Source organism: Actinomadura sp. B10D3, assembly GCF_039871695.1.
Classification (GTDB): Bacteria; Actinomycetota; Actinomycetes; order Streptosporangiales; family Streptosporangiaceae; genus Spirillospora; species Spirillospora madurae.
In genome coordinates, this window is sequence record NZ_JBDPLY010000006.1 from 219,077 (window position 1) to 244,527 (window position 25,451).

Here is a 25,451-nt window from a genome sequence, read left to right on the forward strand (position 1 = left end):
GGTGGACGTCCTGCCGCACGGGGCGCCCTAACAGGATGGTTGGCCAGACGACGCCGCTGCGCGGTGTGTCGACTCGATAGTCGGTGGCACGCTCATCGAACAGCCGCGCACCAAGGTCGAAGGCCTGGGTGAGCGGTCGTGAGGGATCGCGCTCTACCTCGCCGCGGGTGTTGCCAATCCCGCTTCTCGTGCTGGAGCGCCGATTGAACGGCCGACGAGCGCGCCCGACGAGGCATCTCCGGCAGCATGATCCGCGTGTCCATCGCCCTGATGACCTCAGTGGCGACGATAGAAGGCGTCGACCTTGGCCTGGACCTCAGCGGACGGCGGCGCGAGCACGCATCGGCCTCCGAGGTCCACGAGTTCTTCGTCTACGGGTCGGGTGAGGATGAGCGAGTTGTGGCGGCCGTGCAGGACTTCGAGCGGGCGCGCCAGCTTGAGGGTCAGCAGCATGGAGGCGCTACCGCACGCCTCGTCTTCGCCCTTGCCGATGCGTGGCGCCCAAAGCCGGGCACGGATCCGGCCCGCCGGTTCGTCGATCCAGGCCCAGACCTGGGTGAAGTCCTCTCCGGCGGGAAGCTCGGTCAGCGCGTCGATCTGCTTGGGATCGTCCATCTGGTAGTGCCGCCAGGGTTTGGACCAGGCCGCCGGGGCGGTCAGCCAGACGGTGGCGTCGGAATCGCGGCGGCTTGAGACGCGGCCTGCTTCAGTTGCGATGGCGGTCACGGGGAAGCCGAGATGATGCAGGACCTCGACCGTGGCCAGCACGGGATGGCCGCCGAAGCGGATGGGCGACCCATAGTTGCCGTGGATGCTCACCCGGCCCGCAACGGCGTCTTGGACGAACACGGTGGCGGGGATCGCGAGATCGTCCGCCAGGTCCTGACGCTGCTGAGACGTCGCCGTCGCACCCTCTGGCTCGACGATCACCAGAGCGGGGTTGCCATGAGCGCCATCAGCGTTCACGAACGCCCGCGCCAGCATGCATGTGGTCATGATGCGGCAACGTAGCAGCCCTCACCGAGGACGGTCCGAACGCGCGGGTCTTCGTCGGCTCTCGGGGCGGGCCTCTCCGACGCTCCGGGGTCCGGCGTATCTGGAACAAGGTCCGGGCTGACGTCGGCCTCCTGACCTTCACTTCCATGACCTCCGGCACGTCGGCAACACCATGGCCGCCTCGACGGGCGCCAGTCTCAAAGAGCTGATGGCCAGGATGCGGCACGCCTCGACGCGAGCGGCGCTGATCTACCAACACGCCGGCCAGGACCGAGACAGGGTCATTGCGGCGGCTCTGGGGGAGGCGTTCGACGTGGGGCACGGGAGCCGTAGCGATCATGAGAGACCGCAAGGCTCAGGTGGGGAAACAGGGTGCTGATCGACTTCGGGCTGGCGACCTCGACCGGCGACGAGTTCTCCCGCATCACCCAGACCTGCCGGGTCCCCGGCACGGCGCGGTACATGGCGCCCGAACTGCTGTGCGGTGAGGAGGCCAGCCGGCCGGCGACCTGTACGCCGTCGGCTGCACCGCCGCCCTGGCCCACCTGCGGTGGGCGTGCCGGGCCGGCGTAGGTGTCGTCGACCTCCCAGCCCACCTGCGCCTCGGCGACGCGACGCCCTCGACGCGGCGGATCCCGTGCAGCACGCCGGGACGATCGACTGGCGGTCGTCGATGGGACCGAGCGTCCCGGCCCGGGAGACGCTTTTACCAGGCCGGGGCGCCGGGGCCGTCACACCGTGAGACTAGGTGTGCCGTTCACGATGAGGTGCAGGTGGGGCTGAGCGATGTGGCCGTGCCGGTGGCGGTGAAGCCGACCTGAACGGACGCGCCGGGGGCGAGCGCGCCGTTCCACGAGGTGTTGGTGACGGTGGGGGTGGACCCGCTGGTGGTCAGCGTGCCGTTCCAGAGCTGGTCGATCGAAACGCCGCTGGGCAGCGAGAAGGTCAGCTTCCAGCCGTTGATCGCCGAGGTTCCGGCGGTGACGGTGAGATGACCTTGGAAGCCGCCCTGCCAGGAGTTGTCCGTCTGGTAGGTCGCCGTACAGGCGTCGCCGTCCGGCGGGTCGGTCGGAGTTGGCGAGGCAGGCGGATCGGGCGCGTTGCGTGCGAGGGTGTAGGCGAGGTCGGGGACGAAGGATCCGGCCGCGTAGGCGCAGCCGTCCGCCTCGCCTGGCGGCTTGACCCACAGGTAGCCGTCGATGTTCTGGTCGCCGGTGTCGAGGGTCGGGTAGGCGCCGATGCGGTGGTCGGTGTTGTCGTCGCCGCACCAGTCGCCCTGGGCGCCGGCGGCCCCGCCGTTGCGGCTGGTGTCGACGACCTGGTGTTTGCCGGATATGCCCTGGGACTGCAAGTAGGAGATGATCGACCGGCCGTATGCCGCCTCGTTCGACAACGGCTGGAAGTTCGACACATTGGTGAAGAAGCCGTCGGCGTACTGGACACCGGCGGCCTTCAACCGACTGCCCTGCTCGGCGGCGGAGTTCCAGGCCGAGTGGCCGCCGTCGAGATAGACCTTCGCGTTCGGGTCGGCGCTTTTGATCGTCTGTACCGCCTGGGTGAGCGCCTGGTTGCGCGCCGCGAGCTCGGAGCCGTCCAGGCAGGTCTGCAATGCGAGCGCGTCGGTCTCCAGAATGACAATGACCGCACGGCCGCCCAGACCCTGCGCGAACTTCGAGATCCACTGCTGGTACTGGCCGAGGTCGGGGGCGCCGCCGGCGCTGGCGCCGCCGCAGTCGCGGTTGGTGATCTCGTACACCGAGAGCAGGGGAGTCTGGTTCGCCGCGCTCGCCGCGTTGACGAACGAGGAGACCTCCGATGTCACGGTGTCCGGCTTGAACACCGACATCCAGCGCGCCTGCGGCTGGCTGGCGATCCTGTCGCGGATGACAGGGGTCCGTGCGTCGTTCGGGTTGGCCGCGACCCATCGAACGACCTGCGAGTCCGGATCGCGGTAGAGGGTGCCGGACAACGTGCCGGCGATCGCCCGGCCGTCGACGATCAGGCCGGCGGCGGCGGCGAGACAGGCGGCGGCGATGGCGACGATCAGCGCTCGCCAGCGGCTGTCACCCCGCGGATGATCGGACATGACCCGTCCTTTCCGTATGAGGCGTCGATGAATGCCAGGGCGGCGCCTCCGACCGATCCCTGATGGAAGCCCGTCATACGCGGTGATGTTCCACCGGCCGTCTCGATGATCGGCCACTTCTTCCACCCCGGAATGGGGTGCTGCGCGGCACTCATCTGCGGCATGCAGGTATGACGCATTCGTGCATGTGACTTCTATACCTGCAACACGCACGACTGCCCAGCACAATGTGGAAGCGCCATGAAATGTGCTGGTGGCACGCGTGAAACAGATGAAATCTCGCGACACCGATCTACCGATCATGACCTACGGACGAGCCAGGGCGACGCTCGTTGCCGTTCTCACAGACCTGTACGACCCAGTCGGATACCGGCATCCAGGGCGTTGGACCCTGGTGGCCCCCGGGCCATACAGCGGTCAAGCCCGAGAGCTGGTCGGCGGAGACAGGATCGGCGACCTCGCGGTCGGGTTGAGGACTGAGCTCGAACGGGGTGGCGACTCTGGCGATGGTGTGCCGCGATGCGCGGCCCCGGCGCCGGCCCCCTGGTGCGGGCCGATCAGCACGCAAGCCAGGATCGAGACCAGGTGATCGCGGCGGCGCTCGGGGAGGCGTTCAAGGTGGCTCGGGTCAGTGACAAGAGTGACGAGAGGCGCCGGAACGATCGGGCACGGAAGCCGTAGCGATCATAAGAGACGGCAAGGCCCAGGTGGGGAAACAGGGTTCCTACCTGGGCCTTCTTGGTGGGAGCGGGCGACGGGAATCGAACCCGCGTAGCCAGTTTGGAAGACTGGGGCTCTACCATTGAGCTACGCCCGCGAGCGGAGGCCGGTGGGCCTCGGTCGCCATCCCGTAGCGTACAGGGTTCCGGGGGTGGACGTGCCGCGCGGAGCGGGGCGGGCTGATCGGCACTAGACTGCTCTCGCGATCCGCGGGCTGTAGCGCAGTTTGGTAGCGCACCGGCTTTGGGTGCCGGGGGTCGTGGGTTCAAATCCCGCCAGCCCGACATGGAGCCCCCGTCCCTGGGACGGGGGCTCTCGCGTTAGCGGTCGGCGAGGAGGGCGCGGGCCTCCTCCGCGGCGGTGGTGATCGCCTGGGGGAGGTTCTCCGGGTGGCGGCCGCCGGCGCTGGCGATGGGGCCCTTGCCGCCTGCGCCGCCGCCTACCTCGCGCGCCGCGGTGGTCAGGATGGTGCGGGCCTGGACGCCGGTGTCCGCGCCTACGGCGGCTACGAGTGCTGCTTTGCCGTTTGCTTCCGTGCCCAGGACGACGATGCCGTGCCGGTCGCGTCTGGAGAGGACGCCGGTCGCGATGGTGCGGAGGTCGGTGCCGGTGAGGTCGGGGATGGTTCGGGCCACCAGCCAGCCGCCCGGTACGGGCTCGGCGAGGGACGCCAGGTGGTCTGCGTGCTTCTCGAGTTCTGCGTGGTGGAGTTTCTCCAGGTGGCGCTGGGTCTCCGCGAGGGTGGCCAGGCGTTGCCGCAGGCGGTCGGGGGCCTGGTCGGGACGGACGTTGAGGAGCGCCGCGAGTTCGTGCAGCACGTGGCGCTCGTGGTCGTGGTGGCGGAGGGCGTCGGCGCCGGTGAGCGCCTCGATGCGGCGCAGGCCGGTGCCGATGGACGACTCGCCGACGATGTGGACGGGGCCCGCCTGCGAGCCGTGGCCGACGTGGGTTCCGCCGCAGAGTTCGCGGGACGCGTCGCCGATGTCCACGATGCGGACGTCCTGGCCGTACTTCTCGCCGAACAGCGCGAGTGCTCCTGCGGCCTCCGCCTCGGCGCGGCTCGCCTCCCAGACGCGGACGTCGGGGTCGTCGAGGAGGTAGTCGTTGACGAGGGTCTGCACGGGCTCGGTGTCGACCGGGGAGAAGTGCGCGAAGTCGAAGCGCAGGCGGCCGGGCTCGACGCGGGAGCCGCGCTGGGCGGCGTGGTCGCCGAGGACGCGGCGCAGCATCGCGTGCAGGACGTGGGTCGCACTGTGGGAGCGTGCGGTCGCTGCGCGGCGGTCCGCGTCGACGGCCGCCTCTGCCTGGTCGCCGGGCCGTACTTCGCCGTCCAGAATGCGGACGGTGTGGACGTGCAGGCCGTCGAGTCCGGGGCGGGTGTCGAGGACGCGAAGGTCCCCGTCGGGTGTGCGGATCGTGCCCGTGTCGCCGACCTGGCCGCCCGACTCCGCGTAGAACGGGGTGCGGGAGAGGACCAGTTCGATCTCGTCGCCCTGGGTCGCGCTGGGCAGCTCGCCGTTCGGGCCGAGGAGCGCGAGCACCTGGGTCTCCGCGGTTTCCGACGTGTGGCCCACGAAGTCGGTGAGGCCGTGCCGCGCGGTGATGCGGCGGTAGGCGTCCTGCCGGGCGACCGCGTCCGACTTGCGGCCCTGGCCCGCGCGGTGCGCCTGCCGGCGCTGGGTTTCGAGGAGTTCCGCGAACGCGTCCTCGTCGACGGTGAGCCCGGCCGAGCGGGCCGCGTCGATGGTCAGGTCGATCGGGAAGCCGTAGGTGTCGTGCAGCTCGAACGCCGTGCGTCCCGGGATGGTGGTCGTCGCGCGGCCGATCGCCGCGTCGAGCAGTTGGGAGCCCTGGCGCAGGGTGCGGTCGAACGCCTCTTCTTCGGCGGTGGTGACCTGTTTGATCAGCTCGGACTGGCGGGTCAGCTCGGGCCACACCCCGCCGAGGGTGTCGATGACGCTGGACGTCAACCCCGGCAGGACCGGGTCGTCGATGCCGAGCCGGCGGGCGTGCCGGACGGCCCGCCGCATCAGCCGCCGCAGCACGTAGCCGCGGCCGTCGCGGGCGGGCATGACGCCGTCCGCGATGAGGAAGGCGATCGACCGGGAGTGCTCAGCGACCACACGGAAGGACATCGAGTCGTCGCTGCCGTCCCGTCCCGGGTACGCGCGTCCCGCCATTTCTTGGACGAGTCGGAAGGTTGGCGCGAGAAGGTCGGTCTCGCATTCTGTGTCCACGTCCTGGAGCACTGCCGCGAGGCGGCCGAGGCCGAGCCCGGTGTCGATGTTGCGTGCGGGGAGCTCGCCCAGGATCGGGTATTCGTCCTTGCCGGAGCCTTCACCGCGGAGGTTCTGCATGAAGACGAGGTTCCACAGCTCCTGGTAGCGCTCGCCGTTCACCGCGGGGCCGCCCTCGCGTCCGAAGGACGGGCCCCTGTCGTAGTGCAGTTCGGAGGACGGTCCGCAGGGGCCGGGCATCCCCATCGACCAGTAGTTGTCCTCCATGCCGAGCCGCTGGATTCGGGAAGAAGGGACGCCGACGCTCTGCCAGAGTCTCGCCGCCTCGTCGTCGTCCAGGTACACGGTGACCCAGAGACGTTCCGGGTCGAGGTTGTAGTGGCGCGTGAACAGCTCCCACGCCCAGGAGATCGCCTCCGCCTTGAAGTAGTCGCCGAAGGAGAAGTTCCCGAGCATCTCGAAGAACGTCGCGTGCCGCGTGGTGCGGCCTACGTTCTCGATGTCGGACGTGCGCGCGCACTTCTGCACGGACACCGCGCGAGGGTGGTCCGGCGTGGTCTCGCCGAGGAAGTACGGCTTGAACTGGTTCATGCCCGCGTTCGCCAGCAGGAGCGTGGGATCGGACGGGATCAGCGGGCTGGACGGCACGACGCGGTGGTCGCGCTCCTGGAAGAAGTCGAGAAAGGTCGAACGGATGTCAGTCGAACGCATGGGACGGCCTCACGAGGTCGATGGGATGACGGCGCACACCGCCGAGCCGGGCCGGGCACGACTGCTCGTTCCCCAGCTCGGCGCGGCTAGCTCGCCGTCCCACCTCGTGAAGGTCCATCGCCGTTAACGCTACCTCTGTGCGCTTACCTGCGGCACACGGTTTTCGGGCGCCGCGCCTGCCTTTATGGCCTCCTCCTCGGCGGCACGGGCGTCGTAGGCGGCGCGGGCGGCGTCGATCTCCCCCAGACGGGACTCGGCCCAGTGGACGAGGGTGGTGGCCACCTCCATGAGGGTCGCGCCCATCGGGGTGACCGCGTACTCCACGCGCGGCGGCACCACCGGGTAGACGGTGCGGGTGACGATCCCGTCGCGTTCGAGGCCGCGCAGCGTGACGGTGAGCATCCGCTGGCTGATCCCGTCGATCTCGCGCTTCAGCTCGTTGAAGCGCTTGGGCCGCTCGCCGAGCAGCGAGATGACGTACAGCGACCACTTGTCGCCGACCCTGTCGAGGATCTCGCGTGCCCGGCATCCGGCGGCTGTGTGCTCCACGGTTATCTCCAAGTGACCAGGGCAGAAAAAAGTGCCTTCTTGTGCCGACTCCTGGGGTGTCCGCACCATGGAGGCGGTTCCTGACGAGAACCGCCTTACCATTCATAACCACTAGGAGACACGATGACCGCCGAGCTTGTCGAGATCCCCGGCTATGTCGCCGGCGCCTGGACCATCGACCCCGTCCACTCCGACGTCGGCTTCACGATCAGGCACCTGATGGTCAGCAAGGTCCGCGGCCGGTTCGGGTCGTTCGAGGGGACGATCGTGACCGGCGAGAACGTGCTGGACTCGTCGGTGACCGCGACCATCGAGCTGTCCTCGATCGACACCGGCAACCGCATGCGCGACGAGCACGTCCGGTCGGGCGACTACCTGGACGTGGTGACGTACCCGACGATGACCTACCGCTCCACGGGCCTGCGCGCGGACGGCGAGGACTTCGTCCTGGACGGCGAGCTCACGCTGCGCGGTGTCACGAAGAACGTCCCGCTGAAGCTGGAGATCGGCGGCTTCGGCCCCGACCCGTTCCGGGAGGACGACCCGTTCAAGGGCGCCCGCGCGGGGTTCACCGCGACCGGCGAGATCAGCCGGCTGGAGTTCGGGGTCGGCGACACCGCCAAGATCCCCGGCAGCAACGGGCTCGGGCTGAGCGAGAAGATCCAGATCGTCCTGGAGATCCAGGCGGTTCTCACGACCGACTGACCGGGCGGCGGGCGGCCCCGGCCGGAGGGCCGCCCGCGCCGTCACACGGCCAGCTCGCCGGGGAGGGCGTCCAGGGTCGTGATGCGGGGGACGTTCAGGTCGCCGGGTGCCGGATCGCCCGAGCGATCGAGCCACACGCCGGTGAGGCCCGCGGCGACCGCGCCCCAGGCGTCGGTGGCGAGCCGGTCCCCGACGTAGGCGGCGGCGCCGGGCCGGACGCCGAGGGCCGCGCACGCCGTCCGGAAGATGGCGGCGTCCGGCTTGGCGGAGCCCGCCTCGCTGGATGCCACGACGACCGGGAGCCGGTCGGCGAACCCGATCCGCTCGACCTTCGCGCGCTGCTGCTCCGCGTCGCCGTTGGTGATCACCCCGAGCCGGAGCCCGCGCGCCGCGAGGGCGTCCAGCGCTCCGGCGGCGTCGGGGAACGGGCGCCAGGCGGCCCGGTAGCGGGGCAGGAACTCGGCGAGCCACGCGTCGGCGCGGGCGTCGTCCCAGTCGCCGAGCCCGAGTTCCCGGGCAAGAGTGACGATCCGCAGGCGGCGCTGCGCATCCAGGGTCAGCTCGCCGGCCAGGTACCGGTCGACGGCCTCCTCGGTGAGATCCGACCAGTGCATGACGAGCCACGCGGGGTCCGCGTCCGGGAAGGAGCGGACGATCGCCTCGGCCGCGGCGCTCTCGTGGTCGAGGAGCGTCCCGTCCAGGTCGAACAGCACGGCCTCGATCATGAGAGGAAGCCGAGGAGCGCGGCGGTCAGCTCGGCGGGCGCGTCCTCCTGGACCAGGTGTCCGGCCCCCGCGATCGGATGCAGGCGCGAGCCCGGGACGAGGCCGGCCAACTCGCGGCCCTTCTCGATCGGTATCCAGGTGTCCTCGGCGCCCCAACAGATCAGGACCGGGAGGGACAGCTCGCCGTACCGTCCCTGGACCTCGTCGGTGTAGCGCTGGTCGGCCTGCGCGATCTGCCGGTAGAACGCGGGCTGCCCGGCTTCTCCCAGCCAGGGCTCCACGAGCGCGTCGAGGGTGGCGGGGTGCAGGCCGCGGTGGCTCGCCGACGTCACGTACTCCCGCACGAGGGCGGCGTGCAGCGCGGGCGGGAGCTGCTCGAACACCGTGGCGTTGGCTCCGACCAGGCGGAAGAACGGCGACCCCCACGGAGCGAGCGCGACCGGATCGACGAGGGCGAGACGGCGGTAGCGCGCACCGTGCAGGAGATGCGCCCGCAGGGACACGGCACCGCCGAAGTCGTGCGCCACGACGGACGGCTCGTCCAGGCCCCAGTGCGCCAGCAACTCGGTGAAGACCTTGCCCTGCGCCGCCAGTGAGACGTCCTGTCCATCGCTCATCTCGGACGTCCCGTACCCCGGCATGTCCCAGACGTACACGCGGTGGGTCGTCGCCAGAGCGCGCGCCACACCACGCCACACGTAGGACGAGAACGGTGTGCCGTGCAGGAGGACGACCGGGTCTGCATCATCGCTCCCGAGCACGTCCCACCGAACCTCACCACTCTGGCTCTGGTAGGTCTCACGCAGCGTCCAGTCTTGCAAGGCGACTCCCAATGTCGTCGAAACCGATCAGCCGAACCCGTGTGATTCGGCGAGCACCCGCGCCGCCTCCATGACGGACGCGCGGCGGCGTTCCAGGGCGGCCGCCTCGTCCTCCTCGTCCAGGATGATCCGACGCAACTGCGGGACGGCGAAGTTCCACGCGATGAGGCCGAACACGGTGAACATCAGGTCCTGGACGGCCTGCGACCGGGCCGGGTCCGGTACGCCGCCGGCGCCGTGCTCGGTGAAGTACCCGGCCTTCCGCTGGACCTCCTCGCGGAGCTCCGCCTGGCCCTGCACCTCGCGCGGGCTCTCCAGGGCCTCCCAGAGCAGCAGCCTGACCAGCTCCGGGTGCTCCCGGTACCAGTCGAACAGCCGGCCCACGGATTCCGCCAGGGCGTCAGGATCGATCTCGGTCGCGTCGCTGATCTCGGCCATCTTGGCGCGCACCACGGCCCCGAACAGCTTCTCCTTGCTGCCGAAGTACAGGTAGATGGCCTGCTTGTTGGCCCGCGCCTCGGTGGCGATGCGATCGATCCGGGCGCCCGCCAGCCCGCGCGCGGCGAACTCGGCGGTGGCGGCCTCGTCTGAAGCTCGCCAGAAAGCACGAAGCAAGGGGAGGGCCCCTGACCGGCGTCCAGGTGGTCAGGGGCCCGAAGTCCCGGCTGTCTGAGGGGCTGGGAGATCCCCTTCTGCGAACAGCTCAGCCGAGACCGTTCTTGATCGCGGTGATCAGCTCACCGCCCGCCGTGTCGCCGCTCAGCTCCCAGAAGAAGGCGCCCGCCAGGCCCTGGTCCTTGGCGTAGCCCATCTTCCCGCCGATGGTGGACGGGGTGTCGTAGCTCCACCACTCGCTGCCGCACTTGGCGTAGGCGGTGCCGGCGACGGTGCCGGTCGCGGGGCACTTGCCCCTGAGGACCTTGTAGTCCTCGATGCCGGCCTCGAACGTGCCGGGCGCCGCGCCGGTCGCGGTGCCGCCGGGCTCGGACTGGGTGACGCCCGTCCAGCCGCGCCCGTAGAACCCGATGCCGAGCAGCAGCTTGTTCGCCGGGACGCCCTTGGCCTTCAGCTTCGCGATGGTCTCGGCGGAGTTGAAGCCGGCCTGCGGGATGCCCGGGTAGGAGGTGAGCGGCGAGTGGGGCGCCGTCGGCCCCTGCGCGGCCCAGGCGCCGAAGTAGTCGTAGGTCATGGGGTTGAGCCAGTCGACGTACTGGGAGGCGCCCGCGTAGTCGGCCGAGTCCATCTTGCCGCCGTCGCTCGCGTCGGCGGTGATCGCGGCCGTCACGAGGTTGTTCGACCCGAACTTGGAGCGCAGCGCCGACAGCACGTTCTTCAGCGCGTCCGGGCCGCTGGTGTCGCAGGTGAGCCCGCAGGCGTTGGGGTACTCCCAGTCGATGTCGATGCCGTCGAACACGTCCGCCCAGCGCGGGTCCTCGACCAGGTTGTAGCAGGACTCGGCGAACGCGGCCGGGTTGGCGGCCGCCTGGCCGAAGCCGCCGGACCACGTCCAGCCGCCGAACGACCACAGCACCTTCAGGTTGGGGTGCAGCTTCTTCAGCTTGCGGAGCTGGTTGAAGCTGCCGCGCAGCGGCTGGTCCCAGGTGTCGGCGACGCCGTCGACGCTCTCGGCGGCCGTGTAGGTCTTCTCGTAGTCGGCGAAGCTGTCGCCGACGGTGCACCGGCCGCCCTGGACGTTGCCGAACGCGTAGTTGACGTGGGTCAGCTTGCCGGCGGACCCGCTCGTCTCGATGTTCTTGACGTGGTAGTTCCGCTGGTACACGCCCCACTCGGCGAAGTACCCGATGACCTTGTCGCCGGCGACCGGGTCGCCGCCGCCCTCGTCGGTGGTGACCGACACGGCGCCGGACGCGGGGGAGGTGTTCCCGGCCGCGTCGCGCGCCTTCACGGTGAACGTGTAGGCGGTCTTGGCGGACAGCCCGCTGATCGTGGCGCTGGTGCCCGTCACCGACGCGGCCTTCGCCGAGCCGTTGTAGACGTCGTAACCGGTGACGCCCACGTTGTCGGTTGCCGCGTTCCAGGCCAGGCTCACGCTGGTGGCGGTCTTGCCGGTCGAGCGGAGGCCGGACGGGGCCGAGGGAGCCTGGGTGTCGCCGCCGGGGCCGCCGGAGCCGTCGCAGGCCGCGCCGTTGACCGTGCAGCCGGTGAACCAGCCGGAGCCGCTGCCGCCGAACCCGAAGCTCGCGCTGGCCCCCGCGGCGATCGTCCCGTTCCAAGTCGCGTTGGTGAAGGTGTAGTGGTTGCCGGAGACGGCCTTCGTCGCGTCCCACACGTTGCCGACGGACGTGCCGGCCGGCAGGTCGGCCTCCAGCCGCCAGCCGTTGATCGCGGCGCCGGTGCCGTTGGTGATGGTGCAGGTCCCGTCGAAGCCGGTGCCCCAGTCGGAGGCCTTCTTGCAGGTGGCGGTGACCGCCCCCGCCGACGACGCCGGCGGCGCCGTGAGCAGGGCGGTGGCCACCGCCAGGGTCGCTGCGCCGGCGAGCGCGATGGCCCGCCGTCCGCCCGGTCTGGACATGATTCTCCGTTCGGTCCGGCCCCCGAAGCAGACAGGAATCCCCGCTCAACTCTTAGGAAAGTTTCCTAAGAATTGGCCAGATGGTAACCGGGCCGGACGGCGCCGACAAGGCCTGATGGCAGGCCAGAGGGCGCCCGGGGGAGTGGTCTAAGCGGCTGCCTGGACTCGTACGGTCACCGGACGCGGAAGATTTTTCAGGCCGTCCCGAACCAGCCGGGCATGTCGAGGCGCCACAGGTCCGCGGGGGTCATCCTGCGGAGATCGTCCTCCAGGGCGAGCATGCGGTCCGCGCCGAGCCGCCGGGCCCAGTCGGCCCGGATCCGGTCGAAGATGCGCGCGGAGCGGGCGAGTGCGTCCACACCCCGCCCGGTCAGCCGGACGATCTTGCGCCGAGCGTCCCGCGGGTCGGAGGCGCGCTCGACGTACCCGGACCGCTCCAGCGACTCGACCATCTTGCCCGCGGCCTGCTTGGAGACCCCGAGCCGGCGGCCGAGCTCCACGGCCGTCGTGCCGTCCGGGCCGATGGCCTGGAAGACGAAGCCGTGCATCGGCCGCAGCTCCGGGTGCCCCTCGCGGGCCAGCTCGGCGTGCAGCTCGTCGATGATCGCGCGGAAGGCGAGGAACAGCCGCAGCGGCAGCTCGAAGCCGGAAGGCTCGCTTGACATAAAAGACAACCTCGTTGACTATATGGACAACCTTGTTGTCCAACTTAGGGGATCGGGACCATGACGCTCGTCCGCGACGCCGAGAGCCGCCGCACCGAGACGCCCAACGGCGTGATGACCACCTTCGCTACACCGACCCAGGGAGGCACCGGCGGCATCGCCGTCTGGCGGGTCGACATGGTGCCCGGCAAGACGGGGCCGCGGCACGCCTTCGACACCGAGCAGGTGTGGACGTTCCTGGACGGCACGGCGACCGTCGACCTGGACGGCCGCAGGCTGGAGGCGCGGCCCGGCGACACCGTCGTCCTGCCCGCCGACGCCCCGCGCCAGATGACGGCCGGCGACTCCGGGTTCACCGCAGTGGTCGCCGCTCACGCCGGCTGCCTCGCCTACGACCCGGACGCCGTCGTCGACCCGGAGAAATGCGCGCTCGCGCCGCAGGGCGACGAGCGGATCGTCCCGCCGTGGGCGCGGTGAGCCGGCGAGGGGACCGCGGGGGTGATCAGGCGCCCAGGTACGCCAGGACGGCGAGGACGCGGCGGTTGTCGTCCTCCGACTGCGGCAGCCCGAGCTTGCCGAAGATGCTGTTGGTGTGCTTGCTGATCGCCTTCTCGGTGACGAACAGCTTCGCGGCGATCGCGGCGTTCGACCGCCCCTCCGCCATCAGCCCGAGCACCTCGCGCTCGCGGGGCGTCAGCTGCTGCAGCGGCTCCTCGCGGGCGTGCCGGGTGAGCAGCTGGGACACCACGTCCGGGTCGAGGGCGGTGCCGCCGTCCGCGACCCGGCGCACCGCCTCCACGAACACCTTGACGTCCGACACGCGGTCCTTCAGCAGGTAGCCGATGCCGCCCGTGCTGTCGGACAGCAGCTCCCGCGCGTACAGCTGCTCCACGTGCTGCGACAGCACCAGCACCGGAAGCCCCGGAATCCGCTTGCGGGCCTCCAGCGCGGCTTTCAGGCCCTCGTCGGTGAACGTCGGCGGGAGCCGGACGTCCACCACCGCGACGTCCGGACGGTGGGTGGTCAGCGCCCGCAGCAGGGAGGGCCCGTTGTCCACCGCCTCCACGACGTCGAATCCGAACGCGCCGAGCAGGCGGATCAGCCCGTCTCTGAGGAGGGCGAGATCTTCGGCGATGACAACGCGCACGGCAACTCCATGGTCACGACGGTCGGCCCGCCGGGCGGGCTCGTCACGGCCATCGTCCCATCGAACGCCGCGAGCCTGCGCTCGATCCCGTGCATGCCGCTCCCCGCCGCGGGGTCGGCGCCGCCGCTCCCGTCGTCCCCGATGATCATGAGCAGCCGGTCGCCGGTGTGCTCGATCTGGAGCCAGGCCCGCCGCGCCGCCGAGTGCTTGACCACGTTGGCGAGCATCTCCGCCACCGCGAAGTACGCCGCCGACTCGACCGGCGCGTCGGCCCGTCCGGGCACGTCGATCCGGACGTCCACGGGCAGCGGCAGGGTCAGCGCCAGGGCCCGCACGGCACCGTCCAGTCCGCGCTCGGCGAGCACCGGCGGGTGGATGCCGCGGACCAGGTCGCGCAGCTCCGTCAGCGCGGTCCCGCTGGCCTCGCGCGCCTCGGCCAGCAGCTTCTGCGCGGTCTCGGGGTCGTGCTTCATCATCTCCTCGGCCAGCCCGATGTTCATGCTCAGCGCGACGAGCCGGGCCTGCGCGCCGTCGTGCAGGTCCCGCTCGATGCGGCGCAGCTCGGCGGCCGAGGCGTCCACCGTCTCCGACCGCGTCTCGGTGAGCCGCTGGACGCGCTCGGTCAAGGCGCCCTTCGTCGGCGCGAGCAGCGACCGGGAGAACAGCGCGTGCGCCTTCACGAACATCGGCCCCAGCGGGACGGACGCCACCGTCAACGCCGCGCCCAGCACGATCGTGCCGACGATGCCGAACATCCCGTAGTCGCTCAGCATCCAGAACGGCCCCCACCCGTAGTCGGCGACCATCGCGATCCAGGGCGCGACGAAGACCCCCTCCAGCCCGTAGATCGTCGAACCGGCCGCCAGCACGCCGAGGACGAGCGCGATCGGCACGTTCAGCAACGTCCACAACAGGTCACGCCAGGACGCCGGATCACCGAGCATCCACCCCAGCCGCTTGAACGGCCCCGCCTTGGGCGGCTCAGGCCGGTACGGGAGGGGGATCGTCACGCCCGACCACTCCGCCGCCCACGCGCGCTGCTGGTTGGCGATCGACCGGATCGCCTGGAACACCACCGGCGTGAGCACGATCCCCGCCCCGAGCGGGATGAAAGCGATCGACAGCACGGCCAGGATGAACAGAGGCAGGTTCACCGTGTACGCCAGCACGATCTGGACGATCCCGCGGACGACGCTGAGGACGACGCGGCGCCCATAACCGCGGAGCTGCTCGCTCACCTGATCCTCCAAGAAGTCGCCATGACCGTGGACGTGCCCCCATTCTGGCCGCTGGCGTGCGAAGGCTCGGTGGTGCTAGACCCCCTCTTCCACCCGCGGCGGGTGGAGTTAGGCCCACCGTCCTCGGGCGGCGAGAAGACAACAGGCCCCGTTCCCTGGACAATGCACTGGCGACATCCAGGGGAGAAAGCGAATCCAAGCTGTGACAGCGACCATCAGCCAGACGCCCGACGGCCAGGGCACCGAGCCCGCCATCCGGCCCATCACCGAGCGGATCGCCGGAGAGATCGGCGTCCGCGAGGGACAGGTGCGGGTCGCGGTGGACCTGCTCGACGGCGGGGCGACCGTCCCGTTCATCGCCCGCTACCGCAAGGAGGCGACCGGCGCGCTCGACGACGCCCAGCTCCGCGCGCTGGAGGAGCGGCTCCGCTACCTGCGCGAGCTGGACGAGCGCCGCGCCGCGATCCTGGAGTCGGTGGAGTCGCAGGGCAAGCTCACCGATGAGCTGAAGGCCCGCATCATGACGGCCGACTCCAAGGCGCGGCTGGAGGACATCTACCTCCCGTACAAGCCGAAGCGGCGCACCAAGGCGCAGATCGCCCGCGAGGCCGGGCTCGAACCGCTCGCCGAGGCGCTGCTGGACGACCCGAACCGCGATCCGCGGACCGAGGCGGCCGCCTACGTGGACGCCGAGAAGGGCGTCGCGGACGAGACCGCCGCGCTGGAGGGCGCCCGCGCCATCCTCGTCGAGCGGTTCGCCGAGGACGCCGACCTCATCGGCGCGCTGCGCGAGCGCATGTGGAACCAGGGCCGGATGGTCTCGCGCGTCCGGGACGGCAAGCAGGAGGCGGGCGCGAAGTTCGCCGACTACTTCGAGTTCTCCGAGCCGTTCGCGAAGCTGCCGTCGCACCGCGTCCTCGCGCTGTTCCGCGGCGAGAAGGAAGAGGTCCTCGACCTCGACCTGGAGCCCGAGGACGCCGGCGACGACCCGGCCGCGCGCAGCTCCTACGAGGTGGAGATCGCGCGCCGGTTCCAGATCACCGACCAGGGCCGGCCGGCCGACACATGGCTCTCGGACGTCGTCCGCTGGGCCTGGCGCACCCGGATCCTCGTCCACCTCGGCATCGACCTGCGCACCCGGCTGCGGCAGGAGGCCGAGGACGAGGCGGTCCGCGTGTTCGCCGCCAACCTGCGCGACCTCCTGCTCGCCGCGCCCGCGGGCACCCGCGCCACCATGGGCCTGGACCCGGGGCTGCGCACCGGCGTGAAGGTCGCCGTCGTGGACGCCACCGGCAAGGTCGTCGCCACCGACACGATCTACCCCCACGAGCCGCGCCGGAAGTGGGACGAGTCGATCGAGACCCTCGCCCGGCTCGCCCGCGAGCACAAGGTCGACCTGGTCTCCATCGGCAACGGCACCGCGTCCCGGGAGACCGACAAGCTCGCCGCCGACCTGATCGCCCGCCACCCCGACCTCAAGCTCACCAAGATCATGGTGTCGGAGGCGGGCGCGTCGGTGTACTCGGCGTCGGAGTACGCCGGGCGCGAGCTGCCCGGTATGGACGTCTCGCTGCGCGGCGCGGTGTCGATCGCCCGCCGCCTCCAGGACCCGCTCGCCGAGCTGGTCAAGATCGACCCCAAGTCGATCGGCGTCGGCCAGTACCAGCACGACGTGTCCGAGATGAAGCTGTCGCGCTCCCTCGACGCCGTCGTGGAGGACTGCGTGAACGCGGTCGGCGTGGACGTCAACACCGCGTCCCCGCCGCTGCTCACCCGCGTGTCCGGCATCGGCGAGGGCCTCGCGGAGAACATCGTCGCGCACCGCGACGCCAACGGTCCGTTCCGGAGCCGCGCGGGGCTGAAGACCGTCCCGCGGCTCGGCCCGAAGGCGTTCGAGCAGTGCGCGGGCTTCCTGCGCATCCCCGGCGGCGACGACCCGCTGGACGCCTCCAGCGTGCACCCGGAGGCGTACCCGGTCGTCCGCCGGATCCTCGACACGGCCGGCAACGACATCAAGGGGCTCATCGGCAACACCGCCGTCCTGCGCTCCCTCAAGCCGGAGGACTTCGTCGACGACACGTTCGGGCTGCCGACCGTCACCGACATCCTCGCCGAGCTGGAGAAGCCCGGCCGCGACCCCCGCCCGGCGTTCCGGACCGCCACGTTCAAGGAGGGCGTCGACAAGCTCTCCGACCTCGAACCGGGGATGATCCTCGAAGGCGTCGTCACCAACGTCGCCGCGTTCGGCGCGTTCGTGGACGTCGGCGTCCATCAGGACGGGCTCGTCCACATCTCCGCGATGTCCGACAAGTTCGTCTCGGACCCGCGCGAGGTCGCCAAGCCGGGCGACATCGTCCGGGTGAAGGTCCTGGACGTCGACCTGCAGCGCAAGCGGATCTCGCTCACCCTGCGGCTGGACGACGAGCCCGGCCGCGACCAGCAGGGCGGCGGCGGCCGGCGCGGCGAGCCGGGCGACCGGGGCCGGCGGCAGAACCGCGGCGCCCAGAACCCGCGCGGCGGTGGGCGCGGCGGGCAGAACCGCGGCGCCCAGGGAGGCGGCGGTCAGCGAGGCGGCGGTCAGCGAGGCGGGGGACAGCGAGGCGGGGGGCAGAGAGGCGGCGACATCTCCGGTGGCGGCGCCATGGCCGACGCCCTGCGCCGCGCCGGCCTGGACAAGGGCCTCCCCGGGAAGGACCGCAAGGGCCGCTGAGCCCGGCGGACGCTACTCGCCGAAGCCGCGCCACCGTCCGTCGGAGCCCGTCTCGGTCGGGCTCTGCGGACGGACGGGCCGCCGCGGATGCGGCGGCTCGGCGCGGCTCGGCGAGCCCTCGGGACGGCCGGGCTGGTCCTGCCCGAGCGGCGAACGCTGCGGCGGTATCCGCGGCGGTACCTGCCCCAAGTGCGGCACGCCGAGTACGGGCCCGCCGATGGACGGGCTTCCGAACGGGTCGGCGGAGGCGGACACCTCGTCCGCCCTGGCGCGGGACGGGTCGGCCGGCTCCTCCGGGATCGGCCGGTGCCGTGGGAACTGCAGGACGGCGACCGCGCCCAGCGCCAGCGCGCCGAGCCGTATCGCGGAGTGCGCCGCGTCCTGCGGCCACGGCTCCCCGTAGAGGAAGGTGCCCATGATCAGCAGGTAGGTCTTGGCGGTGACCGTCATCACGGTGGCCACGATCGACACCCGGCACCGCTGGAACGCCATGACCATGATCCCGAACCCGATGGCCGCCGCCAGCACGGTCAGGTACGGCCAGGCCGTCGCGGCGATCCGCAGGCTGGACGCGTGCGCGTCGTCGCTCCACCCCTTGATCGCCAGCTCCGCGGTGCCCACCGGGAACCCGCAGCTCAGCCCGTAGGCGATCCCGGTGATCGGGCGGGCGTGCCGGCCGTCCGGCCGGTGGTCGCCGAGGACGAGGATCAGCACCGGCACCGCGACCGCCGGCGCGACCACCACCGCGATCTTCCACAGCGGAGCGTCCGCCGAGCTGATCGGCTCGTCCCCGCTGAGCGACCCGGTCAGCAGCAGGATCGCCGCGCCGATCAGCAGCAGGCTGAGCCACTCGCGCCCGGTCAGCCGCTCGCCGAAGAAGACCAGCGCGATGAGGAGCAGCGGGACGACGCCGGACATGAAGATCGGCACGGCGGTGGACAGCGGCAGGTTCCGCAGCGCGATGATCTGCAGCGTGAGCCCGCCGAGGACGACCCCGAGCGCGATGAGGAAGATCCAGTTGCTCACGATCGACCAGATCATGTGCGGGATGCGGTTGCCCCGTACGGGCGGCATCCGGTCCGCCGCCAGTTTGAAGACGGCGAACCCGAGGTAGTAAAGAGCGGTCGCACTGAACGCCGCGGCTATCCCGTTCATCCCGGACGAGTATGGGGGCTTGGGTCCCTTATGTCACCGCCTGTGCGGCGTCGTTGACGCGATTCGCCGGTCTTGTAGGCGTCCGATGTCCGCAGCCGGGGCCGCGACCCCATAGACTGGCCGCGCGAAGGCGCGGAGCCGTATCTTGGCGTGCCCGCGCCGCTGAGAGACTGACCGGCCGACAAGCACACCGGCGCAGCCCGCTGCGCGCAGGCCGAGGGGCTCGCAGGCAGAAGAGGAAGAGCACGCGTCGAACGCCGCGGCCGAGACAGCGCCCGATCAAGGAGACCGACCCCAGTGAAGACCGATGTCGAGGAGCTGACCCCCACGCGGGTCAAGCTCACCGTCGAGGTTCCGTTCGACGAGCTCAAGCCGAACCTCGACAAGGCGTACAAGGAGATCTCCCAGCAGGTGCGGATCAAGGGCTTCCGGCCCGGCAAGGTCCCCGCCCCGCTGATCGACAAGTACGTCGGCCGGGGTGCGGTCCTGCAGGAGGCGGTCAACGACGCGCTTCCGGAACTGTACGGCCGCGCCGTCGAGGAGACCGAGATCTTCGTGCTCGGGCAGCCCGACGTCGAGGTGACCGAGCTGGAGGACGGCACCCAGTTCGCGTTCACCGCCGAGGTCGACATCCGGCCGAAGTTCGAGGTGCCCGACTACGACGGCCTGGAGGTCGTCGTCGACGACGCCGAGGTCACCGACGAGCAGGTCGAGGAGACCCTCGGCAACCTGCGCGAGCGGTTCGCCTCCCTCACCGGCGCCGAGCGCGCCGCCGAGGAGGGCGACTTCGTCACCATCGACATGGCCGCGAAGATCGACGGTGAGGAGGTGGAGGACGCCTCCACCACCGGCTACTCCTACGAGGTCGGCAGCAAGTCGTCCGTCGAGGGGCTGGACGAGGCGATCACCGGCCTGGCAGCGGGCGAGGAGACGACCTTCACCGGCACCCTGCCCGGCGGCGAGCACGCCGGCGAGGAAGCCGAGATCACCGTCACCGTGCAGAGCGTCAAGGTGAAGAACCTGCCCGACCTGGACGACGAGTTCGCCCAGCTCGCCAGCGAGTTCGACACGATCGAGGAGCTGCGCGAGGACGTCCGGACGCGGCTCGGCCGGCAGGTCAAGGCGCAGCAGCTGTCGGACGCGCGCGACAAGGCCCTCGAGGCGCTGCTGGAGAAGGTCGACATCCCGCTGCCCGACAAGGTCGTGGAGGAGGAGGTCGGCCGCCGCAACCAGCAGCTGGAGCAGCAGCTGCAGATGGCCGGCATGTCCAAGGAGGACTACCTCAACGAAGAGGAGAAGTCCGAGGAGGAGTTCGACGCCGAGGTCGCCGACGCCGCCCGGCTCGCGGTCAAGGGCGGGTTCGTCCTCGACCAGCTCGCCGTCCAGGAGGAGCTGGGCGTCGAGAACGAGGAGCTCAGCGAGTACGTCGTCACGCAGGCGATGCAGATGGGCGTCCAGCCCCAGCAGCTCGCCGAGTACCTCACGCAGAACAACCAGCTTCCGGCGATCGTCTCGGAGGTCCTGCGCAGCAAGGCGCTGAATCTCGTCGTCGAGCACGTCACCGTCAAGGACGAGTCCGGCAACGAGATCGACGTCGATGCCCTCCAGCGCGAGCTGAACGGCGAGACCGTCCAGGCCGAGGACGCTGAGGACGCTGAGACCGCTGAGGACGCCGAAAGCGCCGAGGGCGCCGACGAGGCGGCCCCGGCAGAGGCGACTGAGGCGGCTGAGGACGCCGCTGAGGAGGCCCCGGCCGCCGAGGCGAAGGACGAGCAGGACGCGAAGGACAAGGACGCCTGAGGCGTCCTCCGCGCACCGGGCCGCCCCGCATCCGTTCCCAGGGTGCGGGGCGTCCGTTTTGCGTGGGGTGAACCGGGTGCCGCGCGGGCGAAGATCGTCCGGAACGCGAGGGTCGGCGGGACGGCCCGGGGTACGCCCCTGGCGAAAAGCCGGGTCCCCCGGCTTAACCGGGCCCTGGCGCGCGTTAATGTCCAATCATCCGAACCGAGTAAAAGGACCGGAGGAACACCCGGTGAGCATGCCTCCGACTTTCGACGAGTCGTCGCGGATCCAGGCGCGGGTGGCCGAGGCGCCCCTGCTGCCTCTCGGCGACCAGCTGTTCCAGCGCCTGCTGCGCGAACGCATCGTCTTCCTCGGCCAGCAGGTCGACGACGACATCGCCAACCGCATCTGCGCCGAGCTCCTGCTGCTGTCGGCCGAGGACGGCCGCCGCGACATCACGCTCTACATCAACTCGCCCGGCGGCTCCGTCACCGCCGGCATGGCGATCTACGACATCATGCAGTACGTCCCCAACGACATCGTCACGGTCGGGATGGGCCTGGCCGCGTCGATGGGCCAGTTCCTGCTCTGCGCGGGCACCCGGGGCAAGCGGTACGCCCTGCCGCACGCGCGGATCATGATGCACCAGCCGTCCGGCGGCATCGGCGGCACGGCGTCCGACATCAAGATCCAGGCCGAGCAGATGCTGTACGTGAAGAAGACGCTCGCCGAGAAGATCGCCGAACACACGGACCAGGCGCTCGAGCAGATCGAGCGCGACTCCGACCGCGACCGCTGGTTCACCGCCGACGAGGCCAAGGACTACGGCTTCGTCGACCACGTGGTGCTGAGCGCGACCCAGGTGCCCTCCGAGGGCCCGGTCTCCTGACGGCTCGAACTCTCATCGGAGGCACACCATGAGCGACCTGATCCGCCCCGGCTTCACCGATACGGTCCGGCCCGACGCCGGCCCGAAGCCGGTCGACAACCGCTACATCATTCCGTCGTTCGTCGAGCGCACCACGTACGGGGTCAAGGAGATGAACCCGTACAACAAGCTGTTCGAGGAGCGCATCATCTTCCTCGGCGTGCAGATCGACGACGCGTCCGCCAACGACGTGATGGCCCAGCTGATCACGCTGGAGTCGATCGACCCCGACCGCGACATCAGCATCTACATCAACTCGCCCGGCGGCTCGTTCACCGCCATGACGGCGATCTACGACACGATGCAGTTCGTCAAGCCGGACATCCAGACGGTGTGCATCGGCCAGGCCGCGTCCGCGGCCGCGGTCCTGCTCGCCGCCGGGACGCCGGGCAAGCGGGCGGCGCTGCCCAACTCGCGGATCCTGATCCACCAGCCCGCGACCGAGGGCACCTACGGCCAGTCCAGCGACATCGAGATCCAGGCACGCGAGATCATGCGCATCCGCGAGCTGCTGGAGAGCATCCTGGCCGAGCACAGCGGCAGGAGCATCGACCAGGTCCGCCGCGACATCGAGCGCGACAAGATCCTCACGGCGGAGGAGGCGAAGGACTACGGCCTCATCGACGACGTCTTCGCCAGCAGGAAGCGTAAGGCCGAGGTAGTGTCGTCCTGAGACGGCACGAGGACGAGGGAGTCCCCCAGCCCGGTCGTCACACTTCCGGGCGAGGGGCTTTCCAAGTCCGCTGGAGGCGGTAACGTCGAACCAACGTCGTGAGCCTTCGGGACGCAACCAGCTGCGCCGCATCCTCCAAGGCGGACGGCCCCACGAAAAGGAGACGGTTGGGTGGCACGCATCGGCGACGGTGGTGACCTGCTCAAGTGCTCGTTCTGCGGGAAGAGCCAGAAGCAGGTCAAGAAGCTCATCGCGGGTCCGGGCGTGTACATCTGCGACGAGTGCATCGATCTCTGCAACGAGATCATCGAGGAGGAGCTCTCCGAGACCTCCGACCTCAAGTGGGACAACCTGCCCAAGCCGCGGGAGATCTACGAGTTCCTCGACTCCTACGTCATCGGGCAGGAGACGGCGAAGAAGGCCCTGTCGGTCGCCGTCTACAACCACTACAAGCGGATCCAGTCGGGTGACACCGGCCGGGACGACCCGGTCGAGATCGGCAAGTCGAACATCCTGCTGCTCGGCCCCACCGGATCCGGTAAGACGCTGCTCGCGCAGACTCTCGCAAAGCTCCTCAACGTCCCGTTCGCCATCGCGGACGCCACGGCGTTGACGGAGGCCGGCTACGTGGGGGAGGACGTCGAGAACATCCTCCTCAAACTGATCCAGGCGGCCGACTACGACGTCAAGAAGGCCGAGACCGGGATCATCTACATCGACGAGGTCGACAAGGTCGCCCGCAAGAGCGAGAACCCGTCGATCACCCGGGACGTCTCCGGAGAGGGCGTCCAGCAGGCCCTGCTGAAGATCCTGGAGGGCACCACCGCGAGCGTTCCGCCGCAGGGCGGCCGCAAGCACCCGCACCAGGAGTTCATCCAGATCGACACCACCAACGTGCTGTTCATCTGCGGCGGCGCGTTCGCCGGCCTGGAGAAGATCGTCGAGTCCCGGGTCGGCAAGCAGGGCATGGGCTTCGGCGCGCAGATCCGCTCCAAGTCCGACTTCGAGGAGTCGTCGGCGGTGCTCGGCGACGTGATGCCGGAGGACCTGCTCAAGTTCGGGATGATCCCGGAGTTCATCGGCCGGCTGCCGGTGATCACCTCGGTGCACAACCTGGACCGCGAGGCCCTCATCAACATCCTCACCGAGCCGAAGAACGCGCTGGTCCGCCAGTACCACCGCCTCTTCGAACTCGACGGGGTCGACCTGGAGTTCACCGACGACGCCCTGGAGGCCATCGCCGACCAGGCCATCCTGCGCGGCACCGGCGCCCGCGGCCTCCGCGCGATCATGGAGGAGGTGCTGCTGTCGGTGATGTACGAGGTACCGAGCCGCCAGGACGTCGCCCGCGTCGTCATCACCCGCGAGGCCGTCCTGGAGCACGTCAACCCGACCCTCGTCCCCCGCGACCGCCCCAAGCGCGAGCCGCGAGAAAAGAGCGCATGACCGAACGGAGACACCCCCGGCCGCCCGGCCGGGGGTGTTCCCGTGTGCGGCCGGCTTTCCGTGTGGTCGGTACGGCTAGCGGGTGGTGGACTCGCCCAGGCCGGCCTCGCGGGCGAGGACGATGGCCTGGGCGCGGTCGGCGACGTGCAGCTTCATGAAGATGTTCGAGACGTGGTTGCGAACGGTCTTCTGGCTGAGGAAGAGCGTCGCGGCGATCTCGGCGTTGCTGCGGCCCTGCGCGATCAGTTCGAGGACCTCCCGTTCCCGCTCGGTGAGCTGCGGGAACGCGGCCTGCCTCGGGTCGGGCATGTCGGTGAAGTAGGTGAGGACCCGGCGCGCGATCTCCGGGCCGTAGATGGCCTCGCCCGCCGCGACCGCCTTCACCGCGCGGGCGATCTCCTCGGCGCCGGACTCCTTCAGCAGGTAGCCGCGGGCGCCGGCGCGCATCGCCGCGAAGACGGAGTCGTCGTCGCGGAACATCGTGAGCACCAGCACGCCGATGCGCGGGCTGGTGCGGGTGATGGTTCGGGTCGCCTCGATGCCGTTGCCGCCGGGCATGTGCAGGTCCATCACGACGACGTCGGGTTGCAGGTCGGCGGCGAGCCTCACCGCGTCCGGCCCGTTCTCGGCCTCGCCCACGACGTCCACCCCGAGCGCCTGCAGCAGCCCTTTCAGCCCCTGCCGGAACACCGGGTGGTCGTCGGTGATGAGGACCCGGATGGTCTCCGTCATCTCCGTCCGCCCTCTCCGGTCGAGGGACGATGGTACCCGGCGGCGGTCTCCGCTGCGGCGAGCGGGAGCCGGACGGTGACGACGGTCCCGCCGCCGTTGCGGGACGAGAACACGCAGCTTCCGCCGACCTCGGCGGCCCACTCCTTCATCGAGGCCATGCCGCGACGCGGCCGCGGCTGCCCGCCGTTGCGGGCGGACTCGGGCAGGCCGGGCCCGGTGTCGGCGACCATCAGGTGCAGTGCCTCGTCGCGGCTGAGCCGGACCGTCGCGGTGCTTCCGGGCGCGTGCAGCCGGATGTTCGTCAGGGCCTCCTGCGCGATCCGGTACGCCGCGACCTCCACCGCCGCCGGCAGCCCGGCCGGCTCCCCGTCGAACCGGACGTCGACGCGCTCGCAGCAGCCCTCGGCGAACGACTCGATGGCCGCGACGAGGCCGAGGTCGTCCAGCGCGGGGGGCCGCAGCCCGTGCGCGAGGTCGCGGATCTCCCCGACGGCGGTCGCCAGCCGGTCCCGGACGTCGGCGAGGAGCGGGTCCATCCGCTCCGGTTCGCAGGCGAGGGTGATGCGGGCGGCGTCCAGCGACATCGCGAGGCTCGCCAGCGTCGGGCCGAGGCCGTCGTGCAGGTCGTTGCGCAGCTGCCGCCGCTCCTCCTCGCGGCTGGCGAGGATCCGCTCGCGGGAGCGCTGCAGGTCGGAGGTGAGGCGGCGGAGGTGGGGCAGGGTCGCGGCGCGCGCCGCCACGGCCCCCGCGGTGAACGCGCCGGCCAGCACGGCGGCGCGTGCCAGTACCGCTCGCATCCCGTCCCTCTCCCTCTGCCCCGGCCTGGCGGTCGTCGCCCTCACCCTTGCGGGCGGGGCGACCCGATGTCAGGTGACCTGTGTCCCGACCGCCA

22 protein-coding genes and 2 tRNA genes are annotated in these 25,451 nt (G+C 70.5%); 9 read left to right on the top strand and 15 right to left on the bottom strand.

Annotation, left to right across the window (positions count from 1 at the left end; translation table 11 throughout):
* Positions 1–276: 276 nt before the first annotated feature.
* Positions 277–996 (bottom strand): PhzF family phenazine biosynthesis protein, encoded by a 720-nt coding sequence (locus tag ABGB11_RS13225; RefSeq protein WP_347632327.1) that lies wholly within the window; start codon positions 994–996, stop codon positions 277–279.
* Between the two features lie 372 nt (positions 997–1,368).
* Between ABGB11_RS13225 and ABGB11_RS13230 the strand changes: the two genes are divergently transcribed.
* The gene (locus tag ABGB11_RS13230) at positions 1,369–1,569 is read left to right on the top strand and encodes a hypothetical protein (RefSeq protein WP_347632329.1); all 201 of its coding nucleotides are present in this window, start codon (positions 1,369–1,371) and stop codon (positions 1,567–1,569) included.
* A 184-nt stretch (positions 1,570–1,753) separates the two neighbouring features.
* Here ABGB11_RS13230 and ABGB11_RS13235 read toward each other — a convergent pair whose 3' ends face one another.
* Positions 1,754–3,082 (bottom strand): glycoside hydrolase family 6 protein, encoded by a 1,329-nt coding sequence (locus ABGB11_RS13235; RefSeq protein ID WP_347632331.1) that lies wholly within the window; start codon positions 3,080–3,082, stop codon positions 1,754–1,756.
* Between the two features lie 746 nt (positions 3,083–3,828).
* Positions 3,829–3,899 (bottom strand) — tRNA-Gly (locus ABGB11_RS13240).
* Between the two features lie 113 nt (positions 3,900–4,012).
* Here ABGB11_RS13240 and ABGB11_RS13245 point away from each other — a divergent pair.
* A tRNA-Pro gene (locus tag ABGB11_RS13245) sits at positions 4,013–4,086 on the top strand.
* 36 nt (positions 4,087–4,122) lie between these two features.
* Here the strand turns inward: ABGB11_RS13245 and alaS are convergent.
* Entirely contained in the window at positions 4,123–6,750 is a 2,628-nt protein-coding gene (alaS, locus tag ABGB11_RS13250; RefSeq protein ID WP_347632333.1) for an alanine--tRNA ligase, read from the bottom strand.
* Between the two features lie 129 nt (positions 6,751–6,879).
* Complete coding sequence (locus tag ABGB11_RS13255) at positions 6,880–7,299, bottom strand: helix-turn-helix domain-containing protein (protein ID WP_347632335.1); 420 nt, start codon at positions 7,297–7,299, stop codon at positions 6,880–6,882.
* Positions 7,300–7,422: 123 nt separating this feature from the next.
* On the opposite strand from ABGB11_RS13255, the gene ABGB11_RS13260 reads away from it, so the two are divergent.
* Entirely contained in the window at positions 7,423–8,004 is a 582-nt protein-coding gene (locus ABGB11_RS13260) for a YceI family protein (protein ID WP_347632337.1), read from the top strand.
* 41 nt (positions 8,005–8,045) lie between these two features.
* On the opposite strand, the gene ABGB11_RS13265 is transcribed toward ABGB11_RS13260, so the two are convergent.
* From ABGB11_RS13265 to ABGB11_RS13285, 5 genes are all read right to left on the bottom strand, one after another.
* Complete coding sequence (locus tag ABGB11_RS13265; RefSeq protein WP_347632339.1) at positions 8,046–8,729, bottom strand: HAD family hydrolase; 684 nt, start codon at positions 8,727–8,729, stop codon at positions 8,046–8,048.
* On the bottom strand, positions 8,726–9,550 hold the full coding sequence (locus ABGB11_RS13270; RefSeq protein WP_347632341.1) for an alpha/beta hydrolase: 825 nt from the start codon (positions 9,548–9,550) through the stop codon (positions 8,726–8,728). The genes ABGB11_RS13265 and ABGB11_RS13270 overlap by 4 nt, the downstream gene beginning before the upstream one ends.
* A gap of 27 nt (positions 9,551–9,577) precedes the next feature.
* The gene (locus ABGB11_RS13275) at positions 9,578–10,165 is read right to left on the bottom strand and encodes a TetR family transcriptional regulator (RefSeq protein WP_347632343.1); all 588 of its coding nucleotides are present in this window, start codon (positions 10,163–10,165) and stop codon (positions 9,578–9,580) included.
* An 88-nt stretch (positions 10,166–10,253) separates the two neighbouring features.
* Entirely contained in the window at positions 10,254–12,083 is a 1,830-nt protein-coding gene (locus tag ABGB11_RS13280; protein ID WP_347632345.1) for a glycosyl hydrolase family 18 protein, read from the bottom strand.
* 194 nt (positions 12,084–12,277) lie between these two features.
* A complete protein-coding gene (locus ABGB11_RS13285) occupies positions 12,278–12,748 on the bottom strand; it encodes a MarR family transcriptional regulator (protein ID WP_347632347.1) in 471 nt (156 codons plus the stop codon).
* Between the two features lie 60 nt (positions 12,749–12,808).
* On the opposite strand from ABGB11_RS13285, the gene ABGB11_RS13290 reads away from it, so the two are divergent.
* Positions 12,809–13,225, top strand: coding sequence for a cupin domain-containing protein (locus ABGB11_RS13290; RefSeq protein ID WP_347632349.1), 417 nt, complete (start codon positions 12,809–12,811; stop codon positions 13,223–13,225).
* A gap of 25 nt (positions 13,226–13,250) precedes the next feature.
* Here the strand turns inward: ABGB11_RS13290 and ABGB11_RS13295 are convergent, their stop codons facing one another.
* Both ABGB11_RS13295 and ABGB11_RS13300 read right to left on the bottom strand, forming a co-directional pair.
* Positions 13,251–13,895, bottom strand: a complete 645-nt coding sequence (locus ABGB11_RS13295) for a response regulator transcription factor (protein WP_347632351.1) — start codon at positions 13,893–13,895, stop codon at positions 13,251–13,253.
* Positions 13,847–15,133 (bottom strand): sensor domain-containing protein, encoded by a 1,287-nt coding sequence (locus ABGB11_RS13300; RefSeq protein WP_347632353.1) that lies wholly within the window; start codon positions 15,131–15,133, stop codon positions 13,847–13,849. The genes ABGB11_RS13295 and ABGB11_RS13300 overlap by 49 nt, the downstream gene beginning before the upstream one ends.
* Before the next feature lie 202 nt (positions 15,134–15,335).
* On the opposite strand from ABGB11_RS13300, the gene ABGB11_RS13305 reads away from it, so the two are divergent.
* Complete coding sequence (locus tag ABGB11_RS13305; protein WP_347632355.1) at positions 15,336–17,843, top strand: Tex family protein; 2,508 nt, start codon at positions 15,336–15,338, stop codon at positions 17,841–17,843.
* A 12-nt stretch (positions 17,844–17,855) separates the two neighbouring features.
* On the opposite strand, the gene ABGB11_RS13310 is transcribed toward ABGB11_RS13305, so the two are convergent.
* Complete coding sequence (locus tag ABGB11_RS13310) at positions 17,856–18,998, bottom strand: hypothetical protein (RefSeq protein WP_347632357.1); 1,143 nt, start codon at positions 18,996–18,998, stop codon at positions 17,856–17,858.
* 297 nt (positions 18,999–19,295) lie between these two features.
* Here ABGB11_RS13310 and tig point away from each other — a divergent pair, with 297 nt between their 5' ends.
* From tig to clpX, 4 genes are all read left to right on the top strand, one after another.
* Positions 19,296–20,798 (top strand): trigger factor, encoded by a 1,503-nt coding sequence (gene tig, locus ABGB11_RS13315; RefSeq protein ID WP_347632359.1) that lies wholly within the window; start codon positions 19,296–19,298, stop codon positions 20,796–20,798.
* Positions 20,799–21,036: 238 nt separating this feature from the next.
* Entirely contained in the window at positions 21,037–21,669 is a 633-nt protein-coding gene (locus ABGB11_RS13320) for an ATP-dependent Clp protease proteolytic subunit (protein ID WP_347632438.1), read from the top strand.
* A gap of 28 nt (positions 21,670–21,697) precedes the next feature.
* Entirely contained in the window at positions 21,698–22,381 is a 684-nt protein-coding gene (locus ABGB11_RS13325; RefSeq protein ID WP_347632361.1) for an ATP-dependent Clp protease proteolytic subunit, read from the top strand.
* A gap of 171 nt (positions 22,382–22,552) precedes the next feature.
* The gene (gene clpX / locus ABGB11_RS13330) at positions 22,553–23,827 is read left to right on the top strand and encodes an ATP-dependent Clp protease ATP-binding subunit ClpX (protein ID WP_089329243.1); all 1,275 of its coding nucleotides are present in this window, start codon (positions 22,553–22,555) and stop codon (positions 23,825–23,827) included.
* 75 nt (positions 23,828–23,902) lie between these two features.
* Here the strand turns inward: clpX and ABGB11_RS13335 are convergent, their stop codons facing one another.
* Complete coding sequence (locus ABGB11_RS13335) at positions 23,903–24,559, bottom strand: response regulator transcription factor (protein ID WP_347632363.1); 657 nt, start codon at positions 24,557–24,559, stop codon at positions 23,903–23,905.
* Positions 24,556–25,356 carry a sensor histidine kinase gene (locus ABGB11_RS13340; RefSeq protein ID WP_347632365.1) on the bottom strand — a complete coding sequence of 267 codons (801 nt, stop codon included), beginning with the start codon at positions 25,354–25,356 and terminating at the stop codon, positions 24,556–24,558. The genes ABGB11_RS13335 and ABGB11_RS13340 overlap by 4 nt, the downstream gene beginning before the upstream one ends.
* Positions 25,357–25,451 lie beyond the last annotated feature (95 nt).